The sequence below is a fragment of the Streptomyces filamentosus genome (genome assembly GCF_014654895.1).
GTDB classification, from domain to species: Bacteria; Actinomycetota; Actinomycetes; order Streptomycetales; family Streptomycetaceae; genus Streptomyces; species Streptomyces filamentosus.
On the sequence record NZ_BNBE01000002.1, the window covers coordinates 1,430,504 to 1,457,281 of the forward strand.

The following is a 26,778-nucleotide window of genomic DNA, read 5'->3' on the forward strand; positions in this document are numbered from 1 at the left end:
CGCTCCCGGGCAGCGGGACGGCCGCGGACCCGTGCGGGGTCCGCGGCCGTCGGACGGGCCGGCTCCTGGCGGCCCGGGGGTCACTTGCCGGAGTTGTTGGGCCGCAGGGTCCACAGGACGGTCATCTCGCCGGTGACGGCGCCGTCCTCGCGGGTGATGTCGATGCGGACCGGGAACTCGGGGCGCTCTCCGGCGTCGAGCTCGGCGACGACGTCGGCGACGGGGCGGCCGAGGGTCGCGGTGGCGGTGACGACGCCCATGGCGAGCTTCTTGTACGCGATCTCGGCGTTGACGGCGAGCGGCACGGCGCGGCCGAGCTGGTCGCCGAAGGCCGCGAGCACGATGGCGCCGCTGGCGGACTCGGCGAGGGTGAACATGGCGCCGGCGTGCGGGCCGCCCACGTGGTTGTGGTAGGCGGGCTGGTCGGGCAGGCGCACGACGGCGCGCTCGGCGGTGGTCTCCAGGAACTCCAGGTTGAGGGTTCCGGCCATGGGGACCGTGGCGGCGAGCATCTCGCCGACGGACTTCTGGTCTGCGCTCATGCGCCGTGATGTTACCCGCGAGTAGATAGCTTGGCCATACCCTCCCCCGAGCCCCGCACGGCCCCGGCGCCCGGCCCCGGCCATGGCCCGCCCGTGCCCGCCCCTCTATCGTTACGGGCCATGTGGCCAGGACAGCAGCCGCCCGGGGGCGAGCAGAACCCGCAGGACCAGAACCAGAACCCGTACCAGCAGCCGGGGTACCAGCAGCCGAACCCGTACCAGCAGCCGACCGTGCCGGGGCAGCATCCGGCCGTGCCGCCGGGCCCGCCCCAGCAGGGCGGATGGCCCCAGCAGCCGGGACAGGCCCAGCCGGGATATCCGCAGCAGGGGTACCCGCAGGGCCATCCGCAGCAGGGGTACGCCCAGCCGAACCCGTACCAGCAGCCGACCGTGCCGCAGTACCAGGTGCCCGCGCCGCCGCAGGGTCCCGGCGGGGGCGGAGACAAGAAGCGGACGCAGCTCATCGCGATCGTGGCCGCCACCGCCGTGGTCATCGCCGCGAGCGTGACCGGCATCCTCCTCCTGGACAAGGACGACGAGAAGCAGGTCGCCGACAAGCCGACCACGGGTGCGAGCTCCACGGCCCCGGGCACCGACGCGTCCACGACGGGGTCCGCCGAGCCCTCCGCGCCGCCCACCACCGAGATCGACAACCCGCGCGACGGCACGACGGCCTTCCAGCCGACGATCCCGGGCTGGAAGGTCGTCCACAACCCCGCGCACGGCACCCTCTTCGACGTGCCGCCGGAGTGGGAGGTCCAGAAGCCCACCATGCAGGTGGGGTTCGAGGACGCCAAGCGGGACGACGGCATGCCGCTCGTCGTGATGTCGGGCCCCGCCGACCTCAAGAGCAAGTGGTGCTCCGTCGACTCCAACAAGGACGGCCGCCAGGAGACCACGGGCCTCGCCGGCGCGGGCTCCAAGGGCAACCGGGGCGCGAAGGAGGCCGGGCCGGAGGCGGAGGGCCTGGCGGGCGTGTGGGTGTGGGGCGCGTTCGCCCAGCACATGCCGCGCAGCACCATCAAGGTCACCAAGGCCGTCCCGTACACCACGGCGTCCGGGCTCAAGGGCAGCATGGCCACGGCCACCGCCCCGAACGTGAAGAAGCGCAACAAGTGCGACACCGACGGCAAGTCGGTCGCCTTCACCTTCCTCAACGGCGAGAACGACTACGCGTCCTTCGTGCTCTACGCGGTCGACGGGGTGAAGGACGAGCTGCCGGACGCCACGATCAAGAAGATCCTCTCCACGGTCCGGCTCACGCCCAAGTCCTGACGCCCAAGTCATGACTTCTGAGTCCTGACTTCCGAGTCCTGACCTCTTCCCCGCTTCCCGCCTTCCCCCGCTTCTCCTCTCCCCCGCTTCTCTCCTTCCTCCTCCCCTCCTCTAATCGGTTTGGCAGGAAGGGGAGGGGGCGGGGATAGTCCCGGGGTGACGAATCGCTCCGCCTCCTCCCGCAGCGGCCGCCGCCCCGAATGGGCCGGGCGCAACTACATGCTGCTCACCTCAGCCACCATCGTGACCAGCCTCGGTGCCCACGGTGCCCTCATCGCCACCACCTGGGCCGTCTTCGAGGCCGGTGGCGACGCGGGCGACGTGGGCCTCGTCGCGATGGCCCGCTTCCTGCCCCTGGTCCTCTTCCTGCTCATCGGCGGCGCGGTCGCGGACCGGATACCCCGGCACCGGGTGATGGTCGCGGCCAACGCCCTCAACTTCGTCTCACAGGCGGTCTTCGCCGCCCTGGTGCTCTCCGGCACGGCCGAGATCTGGCAGATGATGGTGCTCACCGCGCTCTGCGGCACCGGCCAGGCGTTCTTCAACCCGGCGGCCGAGGGCATGCTCATGTCCAGCGTCACGGGTGAGCAGGCGAGCCGCGCCTTCGCCTTCTACCGGATGGCGATGCACGGCGCGGGCATCGGCGGCGCCGCCCTCGGCGGCGCGCTCGTCGCCTTCGTCGGGCCCGGCTGGGTCCTCGCCGTCGACGCAGTCGCGTTCGCCGTCGCGGGCGGCCTGCGGGCCTTCCTCGACGTCAGCGGCATCCCGGACCGCAAGCCCGGCGGCGGCCTCTTCGCCGATCTGCGCGAGGGCTGGCAGGAGTTCGTCGGCCGCCCGTGGCTGTGGTCGATCGTCGCCCAGTTCTCGGTCGTGGTCGCGCTCATCGGCGCGGTGGAGGCGGTGTACGGGCCGCTGGTCGCCCGGGACGAGCTGGGCGGCGCGCGCCCCTGGGGCATCGCGCTCGCCGGGTACGGCGTGGGCACGGTGGCCGGCGCCGTCCTGATGACCCGGTGGAAGCCGCGCCGGATGCTCCTCGTCGGCACGCTCGGCGTGTTCCCGATCGCGCTGCCCTCGGTGGCGCTCGCCGTGCCGCTGCACGCCGTCGGGCTCACCGTGGTGATGTTCGTCAGCGGTGTGGCGATGGAGATCTTCGGCGTCTCCTGGATGACGACGATGCACCAGGAGATCCCCGAGGAGAAGCTGTCCCGGGTCTCCGCCTACGACTGGTTCGGCTCGACCGCGCTGCTGCCGCTGTCGACCGCCCTCGCGGGCCCGGCCGAGACGGCCTTCGGCCGGACGGCCTCGCTGTGGGGCGCGGCGGCCCTGATGACCCTGGTCACCGCCCTCGTCCTGCTCGTCCCGGACGTACGGAACATGACGCGCCGCCCCCACGGCGTGACGACGGCGAAGGGTGACGCGGGGACCGGAGTTGACGGGGGCGGTGCCGGGGCCGGGACCGGAACCACGGCTGGAACCGGCGCGGGGGCCGTCGTCGACGCGTAGGCCGGCCTCCGCCCGCGGTGCCGGCACCGGTACGGGTACCGCGAGGCCGGAGTCCGTACCGCAGTGCCGGTACGGGCGCCGCAGGGCCGGTGCCCGTACGGAGTGCGGGTACGGGCGCCGCGGGCCCGGAGTCGTCCGGCGGGCGTCACCCGATGCCGAAGGCGCCCTCGGGCGGGACGGGCGAGCCCACCGCATCCGCGTCGTCGACCGGAGCCGCGTCGCCGGTGAGGGCGGTCAGCGCCCCGCCGTGCTCGACGCGCGCGGGGAAGGCGTCCCCGGCGGCGCGCCGGGTGAGGGCGGGGAGGTCGAGGGGCTCGGCGGAGGCGACCAGGACCGTGTTCCCGAACCGGCGGCCGCGCAGCACCGCCGGTTCGGCGACCAGCGCCAGCTCGGGGAAGACGGCGGCGAAGGTGGCGAGCTGGCCGCGGAGGAAGGCGAAGGGCGCCCCGTCCGCCAGGTTGGCGGCGTAGGTCCCGCCGGGGCGCAGGACGCGCCGCACCTCGCGGGCGTACGCGAGGGAGGTCAGGTGCGCCGGGACCCGCGAGCCGCCGAAGACGTCGCCGACGATCAGGTCGGCCGAGGCCGTCGGCGCCGCTTCGAGCCACGCGCGCGCGTCCGCCGTGTGCACGGTGACACCCGAGCCCTCCGGCAGCGGCAGGTGCTCGGCGACCAGCGCGACGAGTCCGCCGTCGGCCTCGACGACGTCCTGGCGCGAGCCGGGCCGGGTGACGGCGACGTACCGGGGCAGCGAGAGCGCCCCGCCGCCGAGGTGCAGCACGTCCAGCGGCACGCCCTCGAGGGCGGCGCCGTCGACGACGTGCCCGAGCCGGCGGGCGTACTCGAACTCCAGGTGGTCGGGGGCGTCGAGGTCGACGTACGACTGCGGGGCGCCGTCGACCGTGAGGAGCCAGGCACGCTCCCGGTCCACGTCGGGCATGAGGCGCGCGGTGCCGTGGTCGACCTCGCGCAGGACGGGGATCTGCTCGTTCACCCCTTCATTGTGCAACCGCACAGAAGTCGTTCGCGCCGCCCGTGTCCGGGCCTCTTCCTCTCTCCCCCGCCCACCGACCCCGTCTGTTCCCGTCGCCCCGTCCGCTCTCGTCACCCCGTCCAGACGGCGGCGACCGCCTTCGCGTGCGCGGCGGCCTGGGCGCGGCCCGCGCGGGCCGCGGCGCCCCGCTGGGCGGGGTCGAGCACCCTGGCGCCGATCACGGCCTTGGCGTCCGCGTCGGGGGTGATCACCACGACGCGGCTTCCCGCGGCGACGAGGTCGGCGGCCTGGCGGGCCGGGGCGTGCACGGCCTTGTTGCCCATCGCGGTGGGCGCGACGACGACCACCCGCTCCCAGCCGGCGGCGAGGTGGGCGTTGGCCGTGGAGTGGATGCCGCCGTCGATCCAGCGCCGTCCCACGAGGCTCGCGGGCGGCCAGGCCCCCGGGATGGCGCAGCTGGCCGTGACCGCGTCGACGAGCCCGACACCGTCCAGGCCCGCGGCGCCCCCGGAGCTCCCCGCGTCCCCGGCACCACTGGTGCCTCCGCCGGCGCCCCCGCCGCCGTCGAAGACTCCGAGCGCGCCGCTCTCCGCGTCGACGGCGGTGATCCGGAGCCGGCCCGCGGCGGGCCAGTCGGTGAGGTCGCCGAGCCGCTTCGCCACGGTGGCCCGGCGGGCGGCCTCGTCGACGGTGCGAGCGCGCAGGGCGAGCCGGCCGAGCTTGCGGCCGTACGCCTCCGGGGTGCGGGAGGTGAGCACGGCGAGGGTGTAGCGGAGGAGGGTGCCGGCGCCGAAGCGGACGGCCGGTTCGGCGTCGGTGCCGTCGAGCTGCCGCTCGTACAGTTCGGCGGGGGTGAGGGTGCCGGAGGTGAGGAGGGCGCCGACGACGGCGCCCGCGGAACTGCCGACGACCAGGTCGGCGTCGGAGAGGTCCGTCCCCGCCTCGGCGAGGCCGTGGAGGATCCCGGTCTCCCAGGCGGCGCCGACCAGCCCGCCCGCCCCGAGGACCAGGGCGGTCCTGCCGCCTCCCGCCGTGTTCGCCGTGCCCGCCGTGTCACCCATGGGCGTCTCCTTGTCGCTCATGGACCGAGTCTCGCGCAGCCGGTGAACGGCGGTTCCGGCGGGGGTGTTTCACAGGTGTCTGAGGGCCTCGCGGACGGAGAGCGGGGAGAAGAGGGACCGGTTGCCGGCGACGAAGGCCCGCACTTCCCCGGGGGCGGTCTTCGCGTACTCGCGCAGGCTCCAGCCGATCGCCTTGCGGAGGAAGAAGTCGGTGTCGGCGGCGCGCCGCAGGCAGTACGAGAAGAGCCGGTCCGCGTCCGTGTCCCCCTTGAAGCGCAGCTGGTGGAGGAGGGCGGTGCGGGCGATCCAGGGATCCGCGTCGTCGATCCAGACGTCCATCTCGGACGCGAGCGCCGGATCTGCGGCGACGAGCCCGCCGACGACGTGGGCGGCGAGATGATCGACGGTGTCCCACCAGGAGACGGTGGTCACGAGCCGGCGGGCGACCGGCAGGAACCCGGACGAGCAGCGCTTCACGTGACGGCGCAGGTAGTCGACGGCGAAGTAGTGGTACTCGCGCTCGGGAAGGGCGAAGCAGCGCAGGGCGACGGCCGCGCAGTCGTCCTCGCCGGGGCGGGGCGTGCCGGCGAGGACGGTACGGGAGAGGGCGCGGCGCTCCGGCGTCCGGATGCCGAGGAAGGGCGCCACGCCCTTCATGTACGCGACCATCTCCTGCGCCCGGAAGGGGTTCCCGGCGGCGGGGTAGAGCGCGGTCAGCCGCTCCATGACGGCGTCGGCGAGCACGCTGTCCGGGACCTCGCCGGACACGGACCCCGAAGCGGCCGCGGACCCCGAAACGGACACGGAACCTGAAACGGACACGAATTCTGAAGCGGACGCAGGATCCACACCGGACACAGACACCGAAGCGGAGGCGAGCCCGGACTCAGCAGCGATCTCGGACTCAACGACGGGCGCGGGCTCAGCGACGGGCGCGGGCTCGGCCGCAGGACCGGGGCCGGATTCGGGAGCGGACATGGCGCACATTACGGCGATCATACGGAGGTGTCCGTTACTCTCCCGGGATGCTCGCTCCCGTGCCCCGGCCGACGGACCCGTTCGCCGTCCGCTGCTCCCGGGCCCTGCTCTCGCCCTGGTCGCGGCTCTCGCTGCTCGCGCTCGTCCTGCTGACCGCCGCCACCCTGGTGGTGCTCTACGAGCCGCAGCGGCTGCTGGCCTCGGGCTGGCCGCAGACGGGCGGCGCGGGCGCGGTGCTGCTCTTCGGGCTGGCGTACGGCGTGTGCACGGCGGCGTTCGTGCCGCGTCCGGTGCTCAACCTGGCGGCGGGCGCGCTCTTCGGCTCCGCCGCCGGACTCACGGCGGCGGTCGCGGGGACCGTACTGGGCGCGGGGATCTCCTTCACACTGGGCCGCTTCCTCGGGCAGGACGCGCTGCGGCCGCTGCTCAAGGGGCGCTGGCTGCGGGCGGCGGACGGCCAGCTGAGCCGGCACGGCTTCCGTTCGATGCTGGCGATCCGGCTCTTTCCGGGCGTGCCGTTCGCCGCCGCCAACTACTGCGCCGCGGTCTCCCGGATGCGGTACGTGCCGTTCCTCCTGGCGACGGCGATCGGGACGGTCCCGAACACGGCGGCGTACGTGGTGGCCGGGGCCCAGGCGGACCGGCCGGGCTCTCCGGCCTTCCTGATCTCCGCGGGGTTCATCGTGCTGTCGGGGCTCGGGGCGGCCGTGGTGGCCTGGCGGAAGCGGCACGCCCTGCGCCGCCCGTCCCCCGCGGCGGACGCGGGCACGGAGACGGCCGTCACCGGCACGGCGCTGGAGAGGCGGCCGGTGGCCGCGGCGTGAGCCGTACCTCCTGGGCACGGCGCCCTCCGGTCCGAACCCGTACGCGTGTCTCCGCCCGTATCCCCGCCCGTGTCCCCGCCCATCGGCCCGTCCGCGACACGGGCACCGGCCCCCACCCGACGCTCGTCCGCCACCCCCACGACACCGTCCCGACACCTTCCGGACGCCGACGCGACCTGATCATGGGGCCGTCACTTCGGAACGGTACGCTGCGCACGACCTTCTGACCGCACACCTACATAAAACGGGACGGCCCAAGCCCCATGAGTTGGTTCGAATCGTTCATCCTCGGACTCGTCCAGGGGCTGACGGAGTTCCTTCCCATCTCCTCCAGCGCGCACCTCCGGCTGACCGCGGCCTTCGCGGGCTGGGAGGACCCTGGAGCCGCCTTCACGGCGATCACGCAGATCGGTACGGAGACCGCCGTCCTGATCTACTTCCGCAAGGACATCGGCAGGATCGTCCTGGCGTGGTTCCGTTCGCTGACGGACAAGGCGATGCGCTCCGACCACGACGCCCAGATGGGCTGGCTGGTGATCGTCGGCTCCATCCCGATCGGCGTCCTCGGCATCACGCTCAAGGACCAGATCGAGGGTCCGTTCCGCGATCTGCGGCTCATCGCCACCACCCTCATCGTGATGGGCGTGGTGCTCGGCGTCGCCGACCGGCTCGCCGCCCGCGACGAGATCGGCGGCCGCCACCGGGTGGTCCGCGAGCGCAAGACGCTCAAGGACCTCAGCGTGCGCGACGGCCTGATCTACGGCTTCTGCCAGGCGATGGCCCTCATCCCGGGCGTGTCCCGCTCCGGCGCCACGATCTCCGGCGGCCTGCTCATGGGCTACACCCGCGAGTCCGCCGCCCGCTACTCGTTCCTGCTCGCCATCCCCGCGGTCCTCGCCTCCGGCGTGTTCGAGCTGAAGGACGCGGGCGAGGGGCACGTCTCCTGGGGGCCGACGATCTTCGCGACGATCGTCGCCTTCGGCGTGGGCTACGCGGTGATCGCCTGGTTCATGAAGTTCATCTCGACGAAGTCCTTCATGCCGTTCGTGTACTACCGCGTCGCGCTCGGCATCCTGCTGTTCGTCCTGGTCGGCACGGACGTCCTCAGCCCGCACGCGGGCGAGTCCGCCGGCTGACCGCCGCGCCACGCCGCGACCGACCGGGGGCGGGTCCGTACGACGGACCCGCCCCCGACGCGTTCCCGGAACCGATCCGATCCGATCCAGCCCGATCTCGTTCGGTTCAGTTCGGTCCTGTCCGGTCCGTTCCAGTCCGGACTCGACCGGGGGTCGGGCCGGGCCGTCCTCAGCCCTGGCCCTGGTACGGGACGCGGGAGATCTCCCGGATGCCGCCCAGGGTCCCCCACTCGTCCTTGCCGAGCCGGGTCAGCGGCCGCATCAGCGTGATCTCGGGGTGGCCGTCCGTCATGTACGCCTCGTCGACGGCCAGGTGCACGACCCGCCCGAAGACCACCGTCGAGTCCCCGATCCTGACGGTGCTGTGCAGCTCGCACTCCAGCGCCACCGGGGACGCCGCCACCCGCGGCACCTTCACGCGGAGGCCCGGCTCGCGCACCACGCCGCACGCGTCGAACTCGCTCGTCCCGCGCGGGAAGTCCGTCGCCGTCGCGTTGATCTGCTCGAAGAGGCCCTCGGGCGCGAGGTTCACCACGAACTGCCCGGTCTCCTCCACGTTGCGCAGCGAGTCCTTGCGGCCGACGGAGGTGAACTGCACCACCGGCGGGTCGACCGAGGCGATGGTGAAGAAGGAGTGCGGGGCGAGGTTGTCCGTGCCGTCGGCGGAGACCGTGGAGACCCAGGCGATTGGCCGGGGGACGACGGTCGCCGTCAGCAGCCGGTAGACGGAGGTCGGATCGGTCAGGGACGGGTCGACATCAATACGCATCCGGCCAGTATGACCTTCGCCGCCGCCCCTCTTGCGCCCTCCTGCTGCGCCCTCCTCTTGTCCTCTCGTCGCACCCTCCTTGAGTCCCCTTGGGCCCTCGCACAGAAGCCGGTGCGATCTCCGTGCGGAGGCGGGTGCGGAATCCGCGCGACGGCGAGGGCGATCCCGCACGGAGGCCGGTGCGGTCCCCGTACGGGATGGAGGAACGCACGCCTCTTGGCGGCGCGCGTCCGCTGCCCGACACTGAGGCGATGACGCAGCGCGTGGACCTCGCGAACGTGATGGACCGGCTCGCCATCGACGACCTGATCACCGGCTACGCGGCGGCCGTGGACGACGCCGACTGGACCGCCTACCGCGCCCTCTTCACCGCCGACGGGCGCGCCGACTACTCCGGTTCCGGCGGTGTCGAGGGGCCGGCGGCCGAGGTGGCCGACTGGCTGGCGGCGACGATGACCCTCTTCCCGGTGCGCCAGCACCTGATCGTCAACCGGCGGGTGACCTTTCACCTTCCCGGCGGCTACGCCGAGCCGGACGGCGCGGCCGACGTCCGCGCGGACTACGTCAATCCGATGCGGATGACCTCCGGCGACGACTTCGTCTGCGGCGGCCGGTACGCCTTCGCCGCGTGCCGCACCGCCGACGGCTGGCGCCTGCGCTCGGTCGTCGTCGAGGAGCGCTGGCGCCGGCCCATGTGAACGGACACAAACCGGCCCACGTACACGAACACGGACACGGACCGGTCCACGCGACCGGACGCGGACCGACACCCGGGGGCGGGCACGGACCGACACGCGTGACCAGGTGCGGACCCGTAGCCGCGGGCGGGGCGCAGACTGGAGGCGACCGGCGGGAGGCAGGCCATGCGGAACCCCTTCGGAGGCGCGGGGCCGGACTCCGTCCCGGGTGCGCGCGCGGGCCGGCGCCGGTGGTCCGGGGTGCCGCGGTCGCTGCTCGCCGTCTGTCTCGGCGCGCTGCCCGCGTTCGCCTTCCCCTCCCCCGGGCTGTGGTGGTGGGCGTACGTGTGCCTCGTGCCGTGGCTGCTGCTGGTCCGTGCGGCGCCGGGGGCGGGGCGGGCCGCGCTGGACGGGTGGTGCGGGGGCGCCGGCTTCCTGCTGGCCGTGCACCACTGGCTGCTGCCGAGCGTGCATGTGTTCCTGCTGGTGATGGCGGTGCTGCTGGGGGTGCTCTGGCTGCCGTGGGGGGTGCTGGTACGGGCGCTGCTGGGCGGGACGCCGGGGCCGCTGCGGGCCGTCGCGGCGCTGTTCGCCGTGCCGTCCGGGTGGCTGCTGGTCGAGCTGGTGCGGTCGTGGGAGGGGCTGGGGGGTCCGTGGGGACTGCTGGGCGCGAGCCAGGGGGAGGTGCCGGTGGCGCTGCGCCTCGCGTCGCTGGGCGGGGTGTGGCTGGTGGGTCTGCTGGTGGTGGCGGTGAACACGGCCGTGGTACTGCTGGTCGCCGCGCCGCGGTCGGTGGGGGTGGCGGGTCTCGCGGGCTGCGCGCTGGTGGCGGGGACGGCCGCGTGGGGGGTCGGTGCGCCGCGTCCGGCGGGCACGGTGCGGGTGGCGATGGTGCAGCCGGGGGTCTTCGGAGGGGCGGAGGGGGCGGAGCGGCGGCTCGACCGGGCCGCGGAGCTGACGCGCGGGCTCGCCGGGCAGCGGCTCGACCTGGTGGTGTGGGGCGAGAGCGGGGTGGGCCGGGACCCGGCCGGTGATCCGGCGCTCGCCGCCCGGCTGACCGCGCTGGCGCGGGCGGTGGACGCGCCGCTGCTCGTGAACGTGGACGCGCGCCGGGTGGACCGGCCCGGCATCTACAAGAGCGCGCTGCTCTTCGCGCCGGACGGGCCGACCGGCGACCGGTACGACAAGATGCGGCTGGTGCCCTTCGGCGAGTACGTGCCGGCGCGGGGGCTGCTCGGCTGGGCGACGTCCGTGGGCGAGGCGGCGGAGGAGGACCGGCGCCGGGGTACGGAACCGGTGGTGATGCGGCTGCCCGAGGACCCGCGGGGGTTGGCGGTCGGCCCGCTCGTCTGTTTCGAGTCCGCGTTCCCCGACATGAGCCGGCGTCTGGTCCGGGACGGGGCCGGTCTGCTCGTCGTCCAGTCGGCGACCAGCACCTTCCAGCACAGTTGGGCACCCGCACAACACGCCTCGCTGGGTGCGCTGCGGGCGGCGGAGACGGGACGCCCGGTGGTGCACGCGACGCTGACCGGGATCAGCGTCGCGTACGGCCCGGACGGGAGGCGGGTGGGGCCGCCCGTCGGCACGGACGCGAGCGTCGCCGTCGTACGGGAACTGCCCCTGTCGGGGGCGGTGACGGTCTACGCCAGGTGGGGCGACTGGCCGGTGTACGGGGCGTTCGCCGTGATCGGGGCGGTGTGCGCGGCCGGGGGCGCCGGGCTGCTCAGGCGGTCTGCTCCAGGGCGTCGCGGACGACGCGCTCGCACAGTTCGTGGGTGAGCAGGGCGTCGCGGGCGCTGAGGGTCCGGCCCTCGCGGACGGCGTCGAGGAAGGAGAGCACGGCCTGTTCGATGCCGCGCTGGCGGGCGACCGGGACCCAGTCGCCGCGGCGGCGGACGGTGGGCTGGCCCTTGTGGTCGACGATCTCGGCGAGGTTGAGGACCTGGCGCTTGGTGTCCTGCCCCGAGACTTCCAGGACCTCCTCGGTGGAGCCGTTCATCCGGTTCATCATGCCGATGGCGGTGAAGCCGTCGCCGGAGAGCTGGAGCACCACGTGGTGCATGAGGCCGTCGCGGACGCGGGCCCGGACGTCGATGTGGTCGGCCTCGCCGGGGAGGAGGAAGCGGAGGGTGTCGACGACGTGGATGAAGTCGTCGAGGACGAAGGTGCGGGGGTCCTCGGGGAGTCCGACGCGGTTCTTCTGGAGCAGGATCAGCTCGCGCGGGTGGTCGAGGCACTGGGCGTAGCCGGGGGCGAGGCGCCGGTTGAAGCCGACGGCGAGCGAGACGTCGTTCTTCTCGGCGAGTTCGACGATCCGCTCGGAGTCGGCGTACGCGTAGGCGAGCGGCTTGTCGACGTAGGTGGGCACGCCGGCGTCGAGGAGGCGGGTGGCGATCTCGGCGTGGGCGGCGGTGGAGGCGTGCACGAAGGCGGCGTCGAGTCCGGCGGAGAGCAGCGAGTCGAGGTCGCGGTGGCGGCGCGTCGCCGGCAGGTGGAGGGTGTCGGCGACCCGGTCGAGGGTGGCGGGGGTGCGGGTCTGGAGGTGGAGTTCGACCCCGGGGAGGGTGGCGAGGACGGGCAGGTACGCCTTCTGGGCGATGTCGCCGAGTCCGATGCAGCCGATCTTCACGGGGTCTCTCCCTCTGCGGTGGTCCGACGGTCCCGGGCACGGGGGCCGTTTCCGCTGGTCAGCTTACGCGGGCGGGGTCCGGGTCCGGGGCGGCCGGGGGGCGCCAGTCGGCGATGCCGTCGAAGCCGCGGAGGACGAAGCCGGGGCCGAGGCGCGAGACGGTCCGCACGAGCGCGTCGCGCAGGGCGACGGCGGGGCGGGCCGTCACGAGGGTGAGGGCGCCGGTGCGGGCGGCCTTGCGGACGAGGGCGGTGGTGCGGGGCAGCCGGTCGGCGGTGTACGCGGCGAGGTCACGGTCCGGGTCGAAGGCGGCGGGGACGCGGGCGTGGTGGGCGAGGACGACGGCGTCCTCGACGGCCTGGTTCCCGCCCTGTCCGAGGGAGGGCATCATCGCGTGCGCCGCGTCGCCGAGGAGGGCGGTGCGGCCCCGGTGGTGGGCGGGCAGCGGGTCGACGAGGTGGTGGACGTCGTGCCGGAGCACCCGGGCGGGGTCGGCGGCGGCGAGGATCTCGGGGACGGGGTGGTGCCAGTCGCCGAAGAGGCGGAGGAGTTCGGCCCGTTCGTCGTCGGGGGCGTGGGCGCCGGCGGGCGCGGCGGCCATGGCGTAGGCGTAGATCCGGCCGTCCTTGAGGGGCTGGGTGCCCCAGAGGCGTCCGGCGCCCCAGGTCTCGTGCGGGGCGAAGGGGCGGGCGGGGGCGGGGACGACGAGCCGCCAGGTGGTGCAGCCGGAGTAGCGGGGGCCGGGGTGGCCGGGGAAGAGGACGGTGCGGGCGGCGGAGCGGATGCCGTCGGCGGCGACGGCGAGTTCGGCCTCCAGGGTGCCGTCCGGGGTGGTGATCCGGGCGGGGGTCCGCGGGTCGCCGGGGTGGGCGAGGGCGGCGGGCGCGGCGGTGCGGACCGTGCCGGCGGGGAGGGCGGAGGCGAGGATCTCGACGAGGGTGGCGCGGTGGAGGAGGACGAGGGGGTCGCCGAAGCGGGCGGCGGCGGCGCGGGCGTCGGTGCGGGCGAGCCAGCGTCCGTCCGGGGTCCGCATCCCGCCGTCGCCCTGCCAGGCGGCGAGGGCGCGGACGCGGTCGCCGAGGCCGAGGACGTCGAGGGCGCGCAGGGCGTTGGGGGCGAGGCCGATGCCGGCGCCGACGGGGGCGAGGTCGGCGGCGCGTTCGAGGACGGTGACGGTCCAGCCCCGGCGGTGGAGGGCGACGGCGGCGGTGAGGCCGCCGATGCCCGCCCCCAGGACGACGGCACGGTGCTGTGGCGCGGCTGCGGTCGGCTGCGGCATGACTGCTCCCCGGGTCGGTCGGGTCGTGGGCGGCGGCGACCACCGTCACTACAGCTGTAGTCGACCGCACGCCCCGACCGTACTACAGGTGTAGTTCAGTGCGGTAGGTAGGTTGTCCCCATGACCGCGCGCACCCCCGCCCAGTCCCCGGAACCCGCCCCGACCCGTGCCGAGCGGATCGGCGACGCGGCGCTCGACCTGCTGGTGGAGCGCGGGATGCGCGGGCTGACCCATCGCGCGGTGGACGAGCGGGCCGGGCTGCCGCAGGGCTCGACCTCCAACCACGCGCGCACCCGCCAGGCGCTCCTGGAGACGGCCGTCCGGCGCCAGGCCGAGCGCGAGGCGCGGGTCCTCGCCCCGCACGAGCTGCCGCCGCCCGGCGCGTCCCCCGGTGACCTCGCCGACGCCCTCGCGCTCGCGCTGCACCGGTATCTGACCGACCACCGGTCCCTGCTCGTCTCCCGCTACGAGCTGGCCCTGGAAGCGACCCGCCGCCCCGAGCTGCGCGGCTTCTTCGACCGGGCGGGCTCCGCCTTCCACGACCCGGTGACCGCGATGATGCGCGGCGCCGGTTCGCCCGCCCCGGGGCGGCACGCCCTCTCGGTCATCGCCTGGTGCGAGGGGCTGATGTTCTCCTGCGCCGCCGGTTCCTTCCACGCGGCCGTGCCGAGCCGCGCCGAGCTGCGGACCGGCTTCGACGAGCTGCTGCGCGGGATGCTCACGGGGCCCCCGCGTCAGGACTTGTCCGGCGACGGGCGCCGGACCCGGCGGGAATCGCCGGACAGGCCCTAAACGGCTGGCGTGCCGCCACGGGCGTCCGCGACGATGCCTCACATGACGAACGATCACACGGCAGCACCCGAGCGCGTCTGGCCCGCTTCCGACACCGGGGAGCGCCAGGCCTTGGAGCAGTGGCTCGAATACCATCGCGCGACCCTCGCGGTGAAGTGCGCCGGCCTCACCGACGAGCAGCTCCGCACCGCCTCCGTGCCGCCCTCGGACCTCAACCTCCTCGGTCTGGTGCGGCACATGGCCGAGGTGGAGCGCGGCTGGTTCCGGAAGGTCCTCGGCGGCGAGGAGACCGCCTGGCTGTACGCCACCGACGAGGACTACGACCGGGACATCCACACCACCGAGGGCGACACCTACGAGGAGGCGTACGCCGCCTGGCAGGAGGAGATCGCGCACGCCCGCGAGCTGGCCGCGAAGTACTCCCTCGACGATCTCGGGGCGGGCGCCCACCGCAGCGGCGAGCTGTTCAACCTGCGCTGGATCTACCTCCACATGATCGAGGAGTACGCACGGCACAACGGCCACGCGGACCTCATCCGCGAGCGCGTCGACGGCGCCACCGGCGACTGACGCCCTCCTCCGGCCGGGGTGCCGGTCAAGGGAGGCGGCCGGGTGCTCACCCGTGCGGGGCATTCCCCGCCGGTAGGGGTTCGAAGATCGCCACCGCACCAGCAGAGTGGCGCGGTGCAAGGAATCCGAACCCCCGCGCAGCTCCTGCTCACAGCGGCCGCGACCGCCGCCCTGACCGGGTGCGTGGCCGTCGACGGGCCGCCCCCGACGCCCGCGCCGTCCCCCGCGCCCGCCGCCGAACCCGTACGCCCCACCCAGGACGTGCAACCGCAGACCGTCCTGAGGGGCCCGGCCAGGGAAGCCCTGGAGGCGGCGCTCCCCTCCCCCGCGTCCGCCGCGCCACCGGCGCCCCGCGGCGGGACCCGCCGCGCCACCGGCCACGCCGCCCCGCCGCGCACCCCCGCCCCGGAACCCTCCCCCGCCGCCGAACGGCCCACGGCCCGCCCGCGGCCCGCGGCGACTCCGGTACCGCCGTCCTCGGCGCCCGTGCCCGAGGTCCGCGAGGAGGAGCCGTCGTGGGAGGTCCCCCCGGTCGCCGGGGCGGACGTGTGCGCCCTGGGCGAGCGGTACGGCGGCTGGGACCCTGCGAGCGTGCAGGCGGGGTTGTGCCGGGACGCGTATCCGGGACGCTGATCCCTCCGTCGTCCCACGCGAGGCTCAGGCCCCATGCGAGGCCCGGTCCCCACGCGAGATTCAGGCCCACGCGAGATTCAGGCGCCGCGGCGCTCGCCCCCGCCCGGCGGTCAGCCCTCGCGCAGCCGCCGGTCGAGGCGGTCGATCGCGGCGCGGACGCCCTGCCCGTAGCGGTCGTCGTCGAGGGTGTCGGAGGCGGCGCGGGCCCGGTCCAGGTGGGCCCGCGCGGCGTCCGGCCGCCGGAGTTTGGCGTAGTCGGCGGCGAGGTTGAGGTGGAGCGAGGGGTAGAGGGCCCGCAGGGCGGCGGCCGAGTCGTGGGCGGCCAGCCGCCCGTCCTCCAGCCCCTCGGCGGCGCTCAGGGCGCGCAGGTCCCAGGCCAGTTCGGTATCCGGGTCGTCCTGGGCGTCCGCCAGGTAGTGGGCGAGGGTGCAGCGGTGCAGGGGGTCCCCGTCGGGGCCGAGCTGCTGCCACAGGGTGCCGAGGCGGTTGCGCGCCTCTTCCCGGTCACCGCCGTGGAGCAGCATCCTCGCCTGCCCGATCCTGGTCAGGACCCCCTCGTCCGACGTCCGCTGCTGCTCGGTCACCGCGGCCTCCCGGCGCTCGCACTGCGTGGAGGTCCGACGCTAACCGGCCGCGGGCCCGATCCCGCCGAGGCTCAGCCGAGGTCGGGGATGCGCCAGTCGATCGGCTCGTGCCCCTGGGCGGCGACGGCCTCGTCGATCTGGGTGAAGGGCCGGGAGCCGAAGAACTTCTTCGCCGACAGCGGCGAGGGGTGGGCGCCCTTCACCACGACGTGCCGCTCCTCGTCGATGAGGGGCAGCTTCTTCTGCGCGTAGTTGCCCCACAGGACGAAGACGGCGGGGTCGGGGCGGGAGGCGACGGCCTTGATGACGGCGTCGGTGAACTTCTCCCAGCCCTTGTTCTTGTGCGAGTTCGCCTCGCCGGCGCGGACGGTGAGGACCGCGTTGAGCAGCAGGACGCCCTGCTCGGCCCACGGCATCAGGTAGCCGTTGTCCGGGATCGGGTGGCCCAGCTCGGCCTGCATCTCCTTGTAGATGTTCCGCAGCGAGGGCGGGGTCTTCACGCCGGGGCGGACGGAGAAGCAGAGGCCGTGGCCCTGGCCCTCGCCGTGGTAGGGGTCCTGACCGAGGATCAGGACCTTCACCTTGTCGTACGGGGTGGCGGACAGGGCCGCGAAGACCTCGTCCTTCGGCGGGTAGACCGGCCCGGCGGCCCGCTCCTGCTCGACGAACTCGGTGAGCTCGGCGAAGTACGGCTTGTCGAGCTCCTCGCCGAGGACGCCCCGCCAGGACTCGGGCAGCATGTTGATGTCGGTCACGGTCCACAACCTCCGGTGGTTCGTCAGTTCCGGGTACGGAACCTACCGGGGCCCACTGACAACGGGCCCCGGCGGCCCTCCCGTACCGGCCTGCTACCAGCTGGCCCGGCGGTGCAGCTCCCACAGCTGCATGACGGTCTGCGGGTCGAGCGCGCGCTCGCCGCCGCCGATGTCCTCGCGGGCCGCGATGTACAGCTTGCCCTGCCACAGGGGCAGCAGCCGGACGTCGTCGACCATGATCGACTGGGCCTCGACGAACTCGTCCGTGACGGCCCCGCGGTCGCTCTCGCGGCGGGACTTGGGCAGCAGCTCCTTGGTGATGCGCGGGCTCAGGTAGGGGGTGCCGAGCACGTTCTTCTGGCCCAGGAAGGGCGCGACGAAGTTGTCCGGGTCCGGGAAGTCGGGGAACCAGCCCCGGCCGAAGACCGCGTACTCGCCCTTCTGGTAGGCGGCCTGGTACTCGGTCCACGGCTTGCCCTGGATGGTCACCTTGAAGAGGCCGGACGCCTCCAGCTGGCGCTTCAGCTCGGTGAACTCGGCGGCGGTCGAGGAGCCGTACCGGTCGGTGGTGTACCAGAAGTTCAGTTCGACCTTCTCGGTGATCCCGGCCTTGCGCAGGATCTTCCCGGCCTTCTCCTTGTCGGGGTGGCCGTAGGTGTCGAAGAACTTGGTGGTGTGGGCGGCGATGCCCTTGGGCACCATCGAGTACAGGGGCTCGGCGGTGCCCCGGTAGACCTTGCTGACCAGTTCGTCGCGGTCGATGAGCTGGGCGATGGCCTTGCGGACGGCCGGGTCCGCGACGGACTCGTCCTGGGTGTTGAAGACCAGGTAGCGGATGTCGGCGCCGGTGGACTCGACGATCTGGAGGCCCTTGTTCTCCTCCTTGCCCTCCTGGAGCGAGGTCACCTCCTCGGCGGTGAGGCCGCGGTAGGTGGCGTCGATCTCCTCGGCGCGCAGCGCCTTGACCATCGCCTCCGAGCCGTCGAAGTACTTGATGGTCACGCCGCCGTTCTTGCGGGCGGCGAAGCCCTTGTAGTTCGGGTTCGGGGACAGCTCGGCCTGCTTGCGGACCTCGTAGCCGTCGAGGACGTACGGGCCGGAGCCGATGACCTTGCCGTCCTGCTTGCGGAGCTGGTCGGCCGGGTACTCGGCCGGGTCGACCAGCGACATCGCGGGGGTGGCGAGGACGAAGGGGAAGGTGGCGTCCGGCTTGTTGAGCTTGAAGACCACCGTGCGGTCGCCGACCGTCTCGATGGAGTCGAGCGAGCCGAGCATGCCGTTGGGGCCGCCCTCGGCGTCGATCGTGCGGATGCGCTGGATCGAGTGCTGCACGGCCTTGGCGTCGAGCGCGTGGCCGTTGGAGAACTTGAGTCCCTCCAGGAGCGTGCACTCGAAGACCCGGCTGGACGTGTCCGTGAATTTGCAGTCGGCCGCGTCGGTCTTCGGCGTGGTGGTGCCGGTGGGGAAGCTCAGGAGCGTCTGGTAGACGTTTCTGAAAAGTTCCCAGGAATTGTCCCAGGAAGCCGCTGGATCGAGCGTGGAAGGAGAACTCGTCGTCCCGATGGTTATCCTCTGCTCCCCGGCGGATTCGGTATCCGAGAAAACACCGCATCCGGATACCAGGGATATGGACGCAAGGGCTGCAGCGGCCTGCAGACTCGTCCGGTTGAACACGTGCACGCTCCTCGTTCAGCCTGGGGTCGGCCGACGATACCGCAGTACCCCGCCAGGTCAATGGGCGAGCCCGGCGGGGCACTTGAGTCAATCGAGATGCAACCGGGTCCAATCCGGACACGACCATCCGGAAAGTGTCCGGTAATCGGTCACCCGACTCCGGCGTTCAGGAAAATGCCGCCGTCGACGACGAGCGTCTGACCTGTGATCCAGCCGGACTGCTCCGAGGTCAGGAAGGCCGCGGCGCCCCCGATGTCCTCCGGCACGCCGAGCCGGCCCATCGGGTAGGCGGCGGCCGCCTCGGCCTCCCGGCCCTCGTAGAGCGCCTGGGCGAATTTCGTCTTCACGACGGCGGGCGCAATGGCGTTGACCCGGACGACCGGCGCGAATTCGTGCGCCAATTGCTGGGTGAGATTGATCATGGCGGCCTTGCTCACGCCGTACGCCCCGATGAAGGGGGAGGCGGAGATTCCGGCGACGGAGGCGATGTTCACGATCGTGCCGCCGTTCCCCTTCTGCCAGGCGTGCCAGGTCCGCTGCGCGAAACCGAGCGCCGAGACGACATTGGTCTCGAAGACCTTGCGGGCCACCTCCAGGTCCAGGTCCGCGAGGGGACCGAAGACCGGGTTCGTGCCGGCGTTGTTCACGAGGTGGTCGACGCGCCCGAAGGCGTCCATCGCGGCCTCGACGGCGGCAGCCTGGTGGGCCGTGTCGTGGGCCTTGCCCGCGACGCCGACCGCCCGGTCGGCGCCGAGGCGCTCCACGGCCTCCTTGAGGGCGTCCTCGCCCCGCCCGGTGATGACGACCCGGTCGCCGCGGGCGACGAGCGCCTCGGCGATGCCGTAGCCGATGCCCCGGCTGGCGCCGGTGACGAGGGCGACCTTGCCGGAGAGTTCCGGCGGCTGCTGTGCGGTCATCGCGCTCCTCCTCCTGTTCTGCCGGGTCAGTTGAGCGGGCCGCCGGCCACGTACATGACCTGGCCGGAGACGAAGCCGGCGTCGTCGCCCGTGAAGAAGGCGATGGCGTTGGCGACGTCCTCGGGGCGGCCGACGCGCTGGACCGGGATCATGGAGGCGGCGGCGGCCTGGAAGTCCTCGAAGCCCATGCCGACGCGCTCGGCCGTCTGCGCGGTCATCTCGGTGACGATGAAGCCGGGGGCGACGGCGTTGGCGGTGACGCCGAACTTGCCGAGCTCCTTGGCCAGGGTCTTGGTGAAGCCCTGGAGGCCCGCCTTGACGGCCGCGTAGTTGGCCTGGCCGCGGTTGCCGAGCGCCGAGGAGGAGGAGAGCGAGACGATCCGGCCGAAGCCTGCGTCCACCATGTGCTTCTGACAGGCCTTCGCCATCAGGAACGCGCCCTTGAGGTGCACGTTCATGACGAGGTCCCAGTCGGCCTCCGACATCTTGAAGAGCAGGTTGTCGCGGAGGACGCCGGCGTTGTTGACGAGGATCGTCGGGGCGCCGAGCTCGGCGGCGACCCGGGCGATCGCGGCCTCCACCTGGGCGCCGTCGGAGACGTCGCAGCCGACCGCGAGGGCGCGGCCGCCGGCGGCGGTGATCTTCTCGACGGTGTCCTTGCAGGCCGCCTCGTCGAGGTCGAGGACGGCGACGGCGCGGCCCTCGGCCGCCAGACGGATCGCGGTGGCGGCGCCGATGCCCCGTGCGGCACCGGTGACGACGGCTACGCGCTGCTCGGTGGTGGACATGCTTGCTTCTCCTCGCCCTCAGGGGGTCCCGGGCTCTCCCCCGGGACATGAGCGACCGCTTAGTATCGACCGCAGAACGAGACGCTAGAAGCCCTGGCACCCGGTGTCAACGGCCCACCGGGTGCACCCCGTCACTCCGCCGTCACCGCGCCGTCGCGCGGCGCGCGGGGGCCGCGGGTCAGCGCACGAGGAGGTCGAGCAGGCGTTCCACCTCGGCCTCGGGGTCACCGGTGAGGCCGGTGTGGACCGGGCCGGGCTGGACCACCGTGGAGCGCGGTGCGATCAGCCAGCGGAAGCGCCGGCCCGCGTCGTCGTGGGCGGCCTGTCCCGCCGCGTCCCCGCCCAGGCAGACGCCCTCGACGGCCCGCAGGGCCGCACGGACGCCGGTGACGTCGGCGGCCGGGTCGAGCGCCGCCAGCTTGACCTCGTCGAGGTGGGTGCGGGCGGCGACGAAGGACCGGGCGCGGCAGTAGACGACCACGCCCGCGTTGAAGCACTCGCCGCGCTCGACGCGCGGCACCACGCGCAGCAGCGCGTACTCGAAGACATCGCGGTCGGTCACGTCGTGCTGTCCTTCTGGGTGGGCCGGGGGGCGAGGCGCTCGGCGAGCCAGCCGGGCGGCTGCTGCGGGGCGCGGTCCGTGCGCGGGCCGAGGGTGATCCGCTCGTGGATGGTGGCGGCGCGCGGCAGCAGCGCCCCGACGTACGCGGCGCGCACGGCGTCGGCGGAGTCGAAGCCCGGCTCGTCCACCAGCCACTCGTCGGGCACGTCGGCGGCGACCTCGTCGAGCAGCTCGCGGGTCACGAGCGGCGCGAGCTCGGCGGCGGCCGCGGCGACGTCCGGCGCGAAGCGGGCGAGGGCGTGGTCGGAGGCGTCGTACGGCTTGGCGGCGGAGGCGGCGGCGCCCGGCCAGTTGTGGTGCCAGATCATGGTGGCGCCGTGGTCGATGAGCCAGAGGTCGCCGTGCCAGACGAGCATGTTCGGGTTGCGCCAGGACCGGTCGACGTTGTTGATCACCGCGTCGAACCAGACGACCTTGCCGGCCTCGGCGGGGTCGACCTCGTACGCGAGCGGGTCGAAGCCGAGGGAGCCGGGCAGGAAGTCCATGCCCAGGTTGAGGCCGCCGCTCGCCTTGAGCAGCTCCTGCACCTCCTGGTCGGGCTCGGAGAGCCCGATGACCGGATCGAGCTGGATGGTGACCAGCTCGGGCACCCGCAGCCCCAGCCGCCGGGCCAGCTGCCCGCAGATCACCTCGGCGACGAGGGTCTTGCGCCCCTGTCCAGCGCCGGTGAACTTCATGACGTACGTGCCGAGATCGTCGGCCTCGACGATCCCCGGGAGCGATCCACCCTCCCGCAGGGGCGTGACATAGCGGGTCGCTACGACCTCTTGCAACACTTTCCCAGGCCACCCATCTCTTCAACCTTGCAATCCACGGAAGACTTCTCCGGAGCGTAGAGGCCGGGAACACGGGTCGACAGCGCTGGGGAGAATCTGGGGAGTTTCGGCTAGCAAGCTGATCTCCCGCGCTCCCCAAGCAGACCGTCGATGGTGCCGCGCCCCTTGCTGCCGGCCTCCGGCATGAAGTGAGCATAGTAACCGAGAGTGATCGCAGGCGAGGAGTGTCCAAGCCACCGAGCCAGGGTCACAACGGACTCTCCGGCTTCCAACATGATCGAGGCGTAGGTGTGCCGAAGCACATGGAAGCCGTGCTTCGGGGCCGCCGCCCACTGCCAGGCTTTCGACCCCTCGGCGCGCGGCGGGATGACGCCCGCCTTGGCCAAGGCGGGCTTCCAGGTGTAGGTGTTCCATGTGTTCACCGCGACAGCGTTGCCGAAGCGCGTGGTGAGCAGCAGGGAGAACTTCTTCCGCTCTCCTTCCGGCTTCCCCCACGGCAGCTCCACTTCTGCCGGCGGGAACGCTTCGATGTGACGCTTGAGTTCCTCGGCTACCGATGGGGGCAGATCTACCGTGCGGATCTTCTTCCCCTTCGGCAGGGCGAAGTACAGCCTTCCGTGAATCGCCTGTACTTGGCGCCGAACGTGCAGCAGCCCGCGTCCATAGTCGATGTCCTCGGGACTGAGCCCGAAGACCTCCCCCTGGCGGAGTCCGCACCCCAGGCCGACTACGACGGCGATCCTGTTGCGCTCGCTGATGGCATCGCGGACTCGCAGTGCCGTGTCCATCGGCCACGCGTCGCGCGGCTCCCGTGACGACTTGGGCCACCGCACGGATTTCGCGTGCATGGGGTTGCGCGCGAGGCGCTTGTCGTCGACGGCCGCTTCCAGGATGGAGGAAAGCTCGGACAGGATGCCGCGCTGGTAGTCGACTGACGAGACTGTCGACTCCAGCTTGGTTATGAACGCGCGCAGATCCGTTGCGGCGATGCTCCTGAGCGGAAGCTGGCCCAGGTGCGGGACGATATGGAGACGCCACCTACGCTCCTGACTGTCCTGGGTTTTCGGAGCACCGCCTCGCCCTGGTGCCCAGTGCGTCGCGATGTACTCGGCCAGCGTGATGGACCCGTCGCGCGGGTCTACGAACTCGCCTCGCTCCTCGTCCGTGGCCGCGCGGCGAAGCCACGCCTTGGCATCCTCCAGCACCTCAAAGGATCGGTCTCGCACCCCAGGTATGCCAGCGACCTTGTACCGCTTGCCTTTACCGTAGCGAGCGGTCTTCTCCCTTCTCCCGGTGACCGGATCCTTCTTCTTCTTGAGCCACCGATCCTCGATATAGCCGGCCAAACAAGTCTCCTTTCAAGAGGGTACGAACGCGTCCGACAACATTCGATGCGTCAAGCACCGGGGTTCCCACGTCGCTGCGGAGCCGCGCTGAGTGGGTTCAAAGCAGGGTTGGAGCGAGAGTCCGCTCGTTCCTGGTCATGAATCCAGGCGTCGAGGGCCGTCCGCCGATACATGACGCGACCACGAGGACCCATGCGAAAGCTCGGCGGGCCCTGCCGTCGATGCCGCCAGACATAGAGGGTGTGCGGTGATATGCCGAGGTACGCGGCGGCATCCTTTACGTTGAGAAAGCAGGCGCGGCCCGCGCTGGCGGGGTCAGGCACAGCTGAGGGAGCGAGCAGCGATCGAGTAGGCATGGAGCGCTTCCTGTGAGAGACGAAAGAGAACGGGCACGGGCAGCCCACGTCCACTACGGCTCCACCGCCAAGCACAGCCGGATGCGAACACCTGAATGGTCCTGACGATCGCCGGTTTGGCTAACCGGCGATCGTCGGCTATGTTGCGCGCGCCCCGCCGATGAGGTCGCAGTACCTCGGATGGGTTTCCGTCAGTAAGCCAACCGGTACGAGCTCAGGGCCGGTGAGGCACCGTCTGCAACGAGCACCAGCGAACCGTCAGCTACTAGGCGATCCAGATTTCACGCTACGCGGCGCTCGGGAACATTCACGGCCCGGGCCACGTACCTCCTCGCGGCCCGGGTGCGCTGCAATATGCACGAGAACTGCGCGGTCGCGATACCAGACGCACGGACCTCCTACGCAGAAACCACTCCAGGCCGCCAATCCCACAAGTCTGAGATTGCAATCTCTCCCTCCATTCCTGTCGATCACCTCCTCGTCCGCCTTGGCATTTTCGGGATGTTGTACGTTGACATGCTCCCGGCCTAGGTTCCAGTCTCTTGCCGTCAATCCTCGTCTGCCGTAAGCGAATGCCCGCTACCACCCCGCCGGGAAGTCGGCCACTTTGGGCGCGATAGGAAGTCCCTCCAAATGAGCATGCGGGGGGGCGCCGGTCGCGATCCGCAGTCGCTGTCCGCTATTGCTGTGATGCGGACCGGATGAGGCACTGGTCCGGGGCCAGCCGGGAGGAAGCGCCGAATGTTCGGGAAAATCCCCGCATCCTCGTCTGCGGATGCGTCATGATCACGGGCATGCACCCTCGTGACGAAGAGATATGGCGGGCGATCGACCAGGGCCGCCGGGCGATCGACTGGGAGGCGTGGTTCGGTTGCCCGGAGGGTGCCGGCTACCTCTCCCCCGCAGGTCATCAGGTGACCGCACGCGCCGTGGCCGGACTCACCGCGTTCTTCAACAGCCGCTGGCTGCCCAAGGCCGTGGTCCCCTCCCCCGCCCCGGGTCGGGCCAGCGACACCTTCGTCGGTCTGGGCCGACACGCCCCGGTGCTCCAGTTCATGGACGGAGCCGCCCCGGGAGCATGGGTGGAAGCAGTGCGGTGGTGGGCCGCATACGCCTATCTGGAGGAAGCCGCGGTGCCGGGCATTGCCTCGGTCAAGCGGGATGCACGCTGCGACGTCACCCTGTCCCGGTTCCTGCATTCCCAGACACAGGCCCGGCTCGCGCTCATGGGGGCGGCCCACGGACTCAGGGTCGAGCTGGAGCCGGCAAAAGCCAGTGGCGGCCCCGGCGATGTTCGTATCGGCCCCGTCTTCATCGAGGTCGTCACCTTCGCCGAAGATCAGAAGTTCCAGGACTACGAGAGGTTCCGCGAGAACGTCCGGGCTCATCTCTTCGCCCTGGACAGGGGCCGTGACATCTACTGGGAAGGTGACCTCCCCGAACTCCTCAGCGGCGGCGACTTCGAGACCTGGAAGAAGCGGACCGAGGAGGCCGCCCAACAGTGCGCGGCCTTGGAGGCCGCGGTCGATGTCCTCAGCAGCGCCGGGAGGCGGCTGACCGTCCACCCTGGCACGGCTCCCCAGGGCACCACCCTGACCGGGGACACCGTGGAGAGCGACCAGGGCAGGCGGCTCCTAAGCAAGGTGCACGGCAAGTGCGCCAAAACGGCGGGGGCAGGCACCGCCTGGATCTGGGTGGAGGACCACAGCGGTCTCTTCCACTTCCCGACTCCCTTCGCCGAGATGTCGCTCGCCGCCAAGACCGATGCGCTCGCGGACCTGTTGGGGCCGCTCCTGGCGGAGTACGTTCACGTCGCCGGGATCGTCGTCTCGAACGCGGCCCGCCGACGCCTGCCGCTTCCGCCGAACGAGGACGCGCTCCGCCCCGCCGCACAGGGCTTCCGGCGAGGACTGCCCCTCGACCGGGTCCGGGAAACGATCATGATCCCCCGACGAATCCTTCTGCCTGAACAGACCAGTCTGATCGCCCGAATGTGCGACGCCGAAGCTAATGCGCTCGACTGGGCTCTGGGGAAGCTCGGTGTTCCCCACGGTGTCGCATCGCTGCTGGCCGACCCTTCGACGCCGCAGCGGGTCTCTCCTCTGTGGACACCGTGAGCTTGCCGAGGCGGTAAGGCGGCTTGGAGGCGCCGTGCTTGAGTCCGGTGAGGGTGGGACGGTAAGGCTAGGTCGTAAACTCCTCGTGCGGGATGGCCCGTTCCCAGACGGCCTCGAACGCGGCGATCACCATCTTGACCGTGGCCGAGTCCTCGTTGAACTCGTGTCCCGCCCACTCGCCAACACCGGTGAACCAGTGGAACAGCATGAGACGGCCGTCGATCAGCCAGAGGTCGTTGCCGGGGCAGCAGGGCTCTAGGCCGAACGCTAGAGGATGTTCCAGGGGAGCTGCGTGTCCCTCCTCCTGAGCCCGTCGAATCGCCGCCGGATCTCACTCAAAGACTCAGGAGCATGTCGAACTTTTCGTGCGTTAGTGGTGATCATGCGCAGCTCCCGAATATCACGCAAAACCGAGTAGCCGGCGTATTTCGTTACGTCCCACCCGTAGGTGCTCGCGAAGGCTTGGTAGTGAGCTTGGCCGTAGCCGAACCGCCGACAGTGGACTTCGACCGTGACGAGGTCCCATTCCGGCTGACCATGGGCGACCGTGTCCCAGTCGCACAGCACCGCAGATCCGTCGGTGGTGTGCAATGCGTTTCGGTGCTGTGGGTCGCCCTGTATCAGTCCGGGGGGAAGCGCGAAGTCGACTCCCCACAATGCCCCCTCGAGTCGGTCTGCCTCCTCCTCCATGTATCGGATGGCTGCGGCAGGGAGACATGTGATCGCGGTCAGTGAGCGGCGGATCGCACGGATGTTGTCGTGCTCAGCAAGGGCGATCGGGGGCGGAGGCAGCGAGTGGAGCGCCTTGAGGGGACCGGCCAGCTGCCCGGCCGCCACCGGGTGCTCGGGTTGTGGCAGGTAGGTCCAGAAGGTGACAGAGTGCCCATCGACGATCAGCGGCTGATCGCAGGGGTGCAGCGGGGCGGTAGGAAAGCCTGCTTCGATGAGCCAGCGTACGAAGGTAACTGTGCGCGCAACGCTCTCGACGTCCGTTCCCTTCCGAGCGATCTTGGCCACCACCTGCTCCTTCTCCAGGAGGAGAACCGCGTTGGTGTGACCGCGCAGCAGACGCGCATCACGGCTGTCGAGGCCGGCCTTCGCGCAGGCCCGCTCTAGTACCTGGTACATCTCGAACTCGTCGAACCCACCCGGGGCCGGCGTGATTGTCATGTCGCACAGGCTTA

28 protein-coding genes are annotated in these 26,778 nt (G+C 72.0%); 10 read left to right on the top strand and 18 right to left on the bottom strand.

Going from position 1 to position 26,778, the window contains the following annotated elements; all coding sequences use genetic code 11:
- Positions 1-80: 80 nt before the first annotated feature.
- Positions 81-542 carry a DUF4442 domain-containing protein gene (locus tag IE326_RS25345; protein ID WP_150227110.1) on the bottom strand — a complete coding sequence of 154 codons (462 nt, stop codon included), beginning with the start codon at positions 540-542 and terminating at the stop codon, positions 81-83.
- Between the two features lie 120 nt (positions 543-662).
- Between IE326_RS25345 and IE326_RS25350 the strand changes: the two genes are divergently transcribed.
- Positions 663-1,817, top strand: a complete 1,155-nt coding sequence (locus IE326_RS25350) for a DUF8017 domain-containing protein (protein ID WP_190043103.1) — start codon at positions 663-665, stop codon at positions 1,815-1,817.
- Between the two features lie 219 nt (positions 1,818-2,036).
- Positions 2,037-3,320 (top strand): MFS transporter, encoded by a 1,284-nt coding sequence (locus IE326_RS25355; RefSeq protein WP_373310288.1) that lies wholly within the window; start codon positions 2,037-2,039, stop codon positions 3,318-3,320.
- 145 nt (positions 3,321-3,465) lie between these two features.
- On the opposite strand, the gene IE326_RS25360 is transcribed toward IE326_RS25355, so the two are convergent.
- The 3 genes from IE326_RS25360 to IE326_RS25370 form a co-directional block, all read right to left on the bottom strand.
- The gene (locus IE326_RS25360; RefSeq protein WP_190043104.1) at positions 3,466-4,311 is read right to left on the bottom strand and encodes a spermidine synthase; all 846 of its coding nucleotides are present in this window, start codon (positions 4,309-4,311) and stop codon (positions 3,466-3,468) included.
- A gap of 110 nt (positions 4,312-4,421) precedes the next feature.
- The gene (locus IE326_RS25365) at positions 4,422-5,393 is read right to left on the bottom strand and encodes a patatin-like phospholipase family protein (RefSeq protein WP_373310258.1); all 972 of its coding nucleotides are present in this window, start codon (positions 5,391-5,393) and stop codon (positions 4,422-4,424) included.
- A 48-nt stretch (positions 5,394-5,441) separates the two neighbouring features.
- A complete protein-coding gene (locus IE326_RS25370; protein WP_190043499.1) occupies positions 5,442-6,098 on the bottom strand; it encodes a DNA alkylation repair protein in 657 nt (218 codons plus the stop codon).
- A gap of 299 nt (positions 6,099-6,397) precedes the next feature.
- Between IE326_RS25370 and IE326_RS25375 the strand changes: the two genes are divergently transcribed.
- Positions 6,398-7,174, top strand: a complete 777-nt coding sequence (locus tag IE326_RS25375) for a TVP38/TMEM64 family protein (RefSeq protein ID WP_190043105.1) — start codon at positions 6,398-6,400, stop codon at positions 7,172-7,174.
- Between the two features lie 263 nt (positions 7,175-7,437).
- On the top strand, positions 7,438-8,310 hold the full coding sequence (locus IE326_RS25380; RefSeq protein WP_150227116.1) for an undecaprenyl-diphosphate phosphatase: 873 nt from the start codon (positions 7,438-7,440) through the stop codon (positions 8,308-8,310).
- 169 nt (positions 8,311-8,479) lie between these two features.
- Here IE326_RS25380 and IE326_RS25385 read toward each other — a convergent pair whose 3' ends face one another.
- The gene (locus IE326_RS25385; RefSeq protein ID WP_150227117.1) at positions 8,480-9,079 is read right to left on the bottom strand and encodes a flavin reductase family protein; all 600 of its coding nucleotides are present in this window, start codon (positions 9,077-9,079) and stop codon (positions 8,480-8,482) included.
- Between the two features lie 251 nt (positions 9,080-9,330).
- Here IE326_RS25385 and IE326_RS25390 point away from each other — a divergent pair, with 251 nt between their 5' ends.
- Positions 9,331-9,777 carry a nuclear transport factor 2 family protein gene (locus IE326_RS25390; protein WP_150227118.1) on the top strand — a complete coding sequence of 149 codons (447 nt, stop codon included), beginning with the start codon at positions 9,331-9,333 and terminating at the stop codon, positions 9,775-9,777.
- Between the two features lie 165 nt (positions 9,778-9,942).
- A complete protein-coding gene (gene lnt, locus IE326_RS25395) occupies positions 9,943-11,535 on the top strand; it encodes an apolipoprotein N-acyltransferase (RefSeq protein WP_190043106.1) in 1,593 nt (530 codons plus the stop codon).
- Here the strand turns inward: lnt and IE326_RS25400 are convergent.
- Complete coding sequence (locus IE326_RS25400; protein WP_190043107.1) at positions 11,480-12,385, bottom strand: Gfo/Idh/MocA family protein; 906 nt, start codon at positions 12,383-12,385, stop codon at positions 11,480-11,482. The two genes, lnt and IE326_RS25400, sit on opposite strands and share 56 nt — an antisense overlap.
- A 58-nt stretch (positions 12,386-12,443) precedes the next feature.
- Complete coding sequence (locus IE326_RS25405; RefSeq protein ID WP_190043108.1) at positions 12,444-13,664, bottom strand: FAD-dependent monooxygenase; 1,221 nt, start codon at positions 13,662-13,664, stop codon at positions 12,444-12,446.
- 120 nt (positions 13,665-13,784) lie between these two features.
- On the opposite strand from IE326_RS25405, the gene IE326_RS25410 reads away from it, so the two are divergent.
- The 3 genes from IE326_RS25410 (at position 13,785) to IE326_RS25420 (ending at position 15,659) form a co-directional block, all read left to right on the top strand.
- On the top strand, positions 13,785-14,456 hold the full coding sequence (locus IE326_RS25410; RefSeq protein WP_190043109.1) for a TetR/AcrR family transcriptional regulator: 672 nt from the start codon (positions 13,785-13,787) through the stop codon (positions 14,454-14,456).
- A gap of 33 nt (positions 14,457-14,489) precedes the next feature.
- On the top strand, positions 14,490-15,026 hold the full coding sequence (locus tag IE326_RS25415) for a DinB family protein (RefSeq protein ID WP_150227123.1): 537 nt from the start codon (positions 14,490-14,492) through the stop codon (positions 15,024-15,026).
- Positions 15,027-15,140: 114 nt separating this feature from the next.
- Entirely contained in the window at positions 15,141-15,659 is a 519-nt protein-coding gene (locus tag IE326_RS25420; protein WP_190043110.1) for a hypothetical protein, read from the top strand.
- 110 nt (positions 15,660-15,769) lie between these two features.
- Here the strand turns inward: IE326_RS25420 and IE326_RS25425 are convergent, their stop codons facing one another.
- The 9 genes from IE326_RS25425 to IE326_RS25465 form a co-directional block, all read right to left on the bottom strand.
- A complete protein-coding gene (locus tag IE326_RS25425) occupies positions 15,770-16,243 on the bottom strand; it encodes a hypothetical protein (RefSeq protein WP_150227125.1) in 474 nt (157 codons plus the stop codon).
- A 71-nt stretch (positions 16,244-16,314) separates the two neighbouring features.
- Positions 16,315-16,998: a uracil-DNA glycosylase gene (ung, locus tag IE326_RS25430; RefSeq protein ID WP_150227126.1), complete on the bottom strand. Its 684-nt coding sequence runs from the start codon at positions 16,996-16,998 to the stop codon at positions 16,315-16,317.
- Positions 16,999-17,091: 93 nt separating this feature from the next.
- Complete coding sequence (locus tag IE326_RS25435) at positions 17,092-18,672, bottom strand: ABC transporter substrate-binding protein (protein ID WP_150227127.1); 1,581 nt, start codon at positions 18,670-18,672, stop codon at positions 17,092-17,094.
- Between the two features lie 149 nt (positions 18,673-18,821).
- The gene (locus IE326_RS25440) at positions 18,822-19,589 is read right to left on the bottom strand and encodes an SDR family oxidoreductase (RefSeq protein WP_150227128.1); all 768 of its coding nucleotides are present in this window, start codon (positions 19,587-19,589) and stop codon (positions 18,822-18,824) included.
- 26 nt (positions 19,590-19,615) lie between these two features.
- Positions 19,616-20,377, bottom strand: a complete 762-nt coding sequence (gene fabG / locus IE326_RS25445; protein ID WP_030746542.1) for a 3-oxoacyl-ACP reductase FabG — start codon at positions 20,375-20,377, stop codon at positions 19,616-19,618.
- A 178-nt stretch (positions 20,378-20,555) separates the two neighbouring features.
- On the bottom strand, positions 20,556-20,939 hold the full coding sequence (locus IE326_RS25450; protein WP_190043111.1) for a DUF3037 domain-containing protein: 384 nt from the start codon (positions 20,937-20,939) through the stop codon (positions 20,556-20,558).
- Complete coding sequence (locus IE326_RS25455) at positions 20,936-21,775, bottom strand: HipA family kinase (RefSeq protein ID WP_190043112.1); 840 nt, start codon at positions 21,773-21,775, stop codon at positions 20,936-20,938. The genes IE326_RS25450 and IE326_RS25455 overlap by 4 nt, the downstream gene beginning before the upstream one ends.
- Before the next feature lie 110 nt (positions 21,776-21,885).
- Positions 21,886-23,121, bottom strand: coding sequence for a tyrosine-type recombinase/integrase (locus tag IE326_RS25460; RefSeq protein WP_373310261.1), 1,236 nt, complete (start codon positions 23,119-23,121; stop codon positions 21,886-21,888).
- A 50-nt stretch (positions 23,122-23,171) separates the two neighbouring features.
- Positions 23,172-23,477 (bottom strand): helix-turn-helix transcriptional regulator, encoded by a 306-nt coding sequence (locus IE326_RS25465; RefSeq protein WP_078657388.1) that lies wholly within the window; start codon positions 23,475-23,477, stop codon positions 23,172-23,174.
- Positions 23,478-24,259: 782 nt separating this feature from the next.
- On the opposite strand from IE326_RS25465, the gene IE326_RS25470 reads away from it, so the two are divergent.
- Positions 24,260-25,594 (top strand): hypothetical protein, encoded by a 1,335-nt coding sequence (locus IE326_RS25470; protein WP_190043113.1) that lies wholly within the window; start codon positions 24,260-24,262, stop codon positions 25,592-25,594.
- A 67-nt stretch (positions 25,595-25,661) separates the two neighbouring features.
- Here IE326_RS25470 and IE326_RS41905 read toward each other — a convergent pair whose 3' ends face one another.
- Both IE326_RS41905 and IE326_RS25480 read right to left on the bottom strand, forming a co-directional pair.
- Positions 25,662-25,913, bottom strand: a complete 252-nt coding sequence (locus IE326_RS41905) for a DUF6879 family protein (RefSeq protein ID WP_373310289.1) — start codon at positions 25,911-25,913, stop codon at positions 25,662-25,664.
- Positions 25,862-26,764, bottom strand: coding sequence for a phosphotransferase (locus IE326_RS25480; protein WP_111335808.1), 903 nt, complete (start codon positions 26,762-26,764; stop codon positions 25,862-25,864). The genes IE326_RS41905 and IE326_RS25480 overlap by 52 nt, the downstream gene beginning before the upstream one ends.
- Positions 26,765-26,778 lie beyond the last annotated feature (14 nt).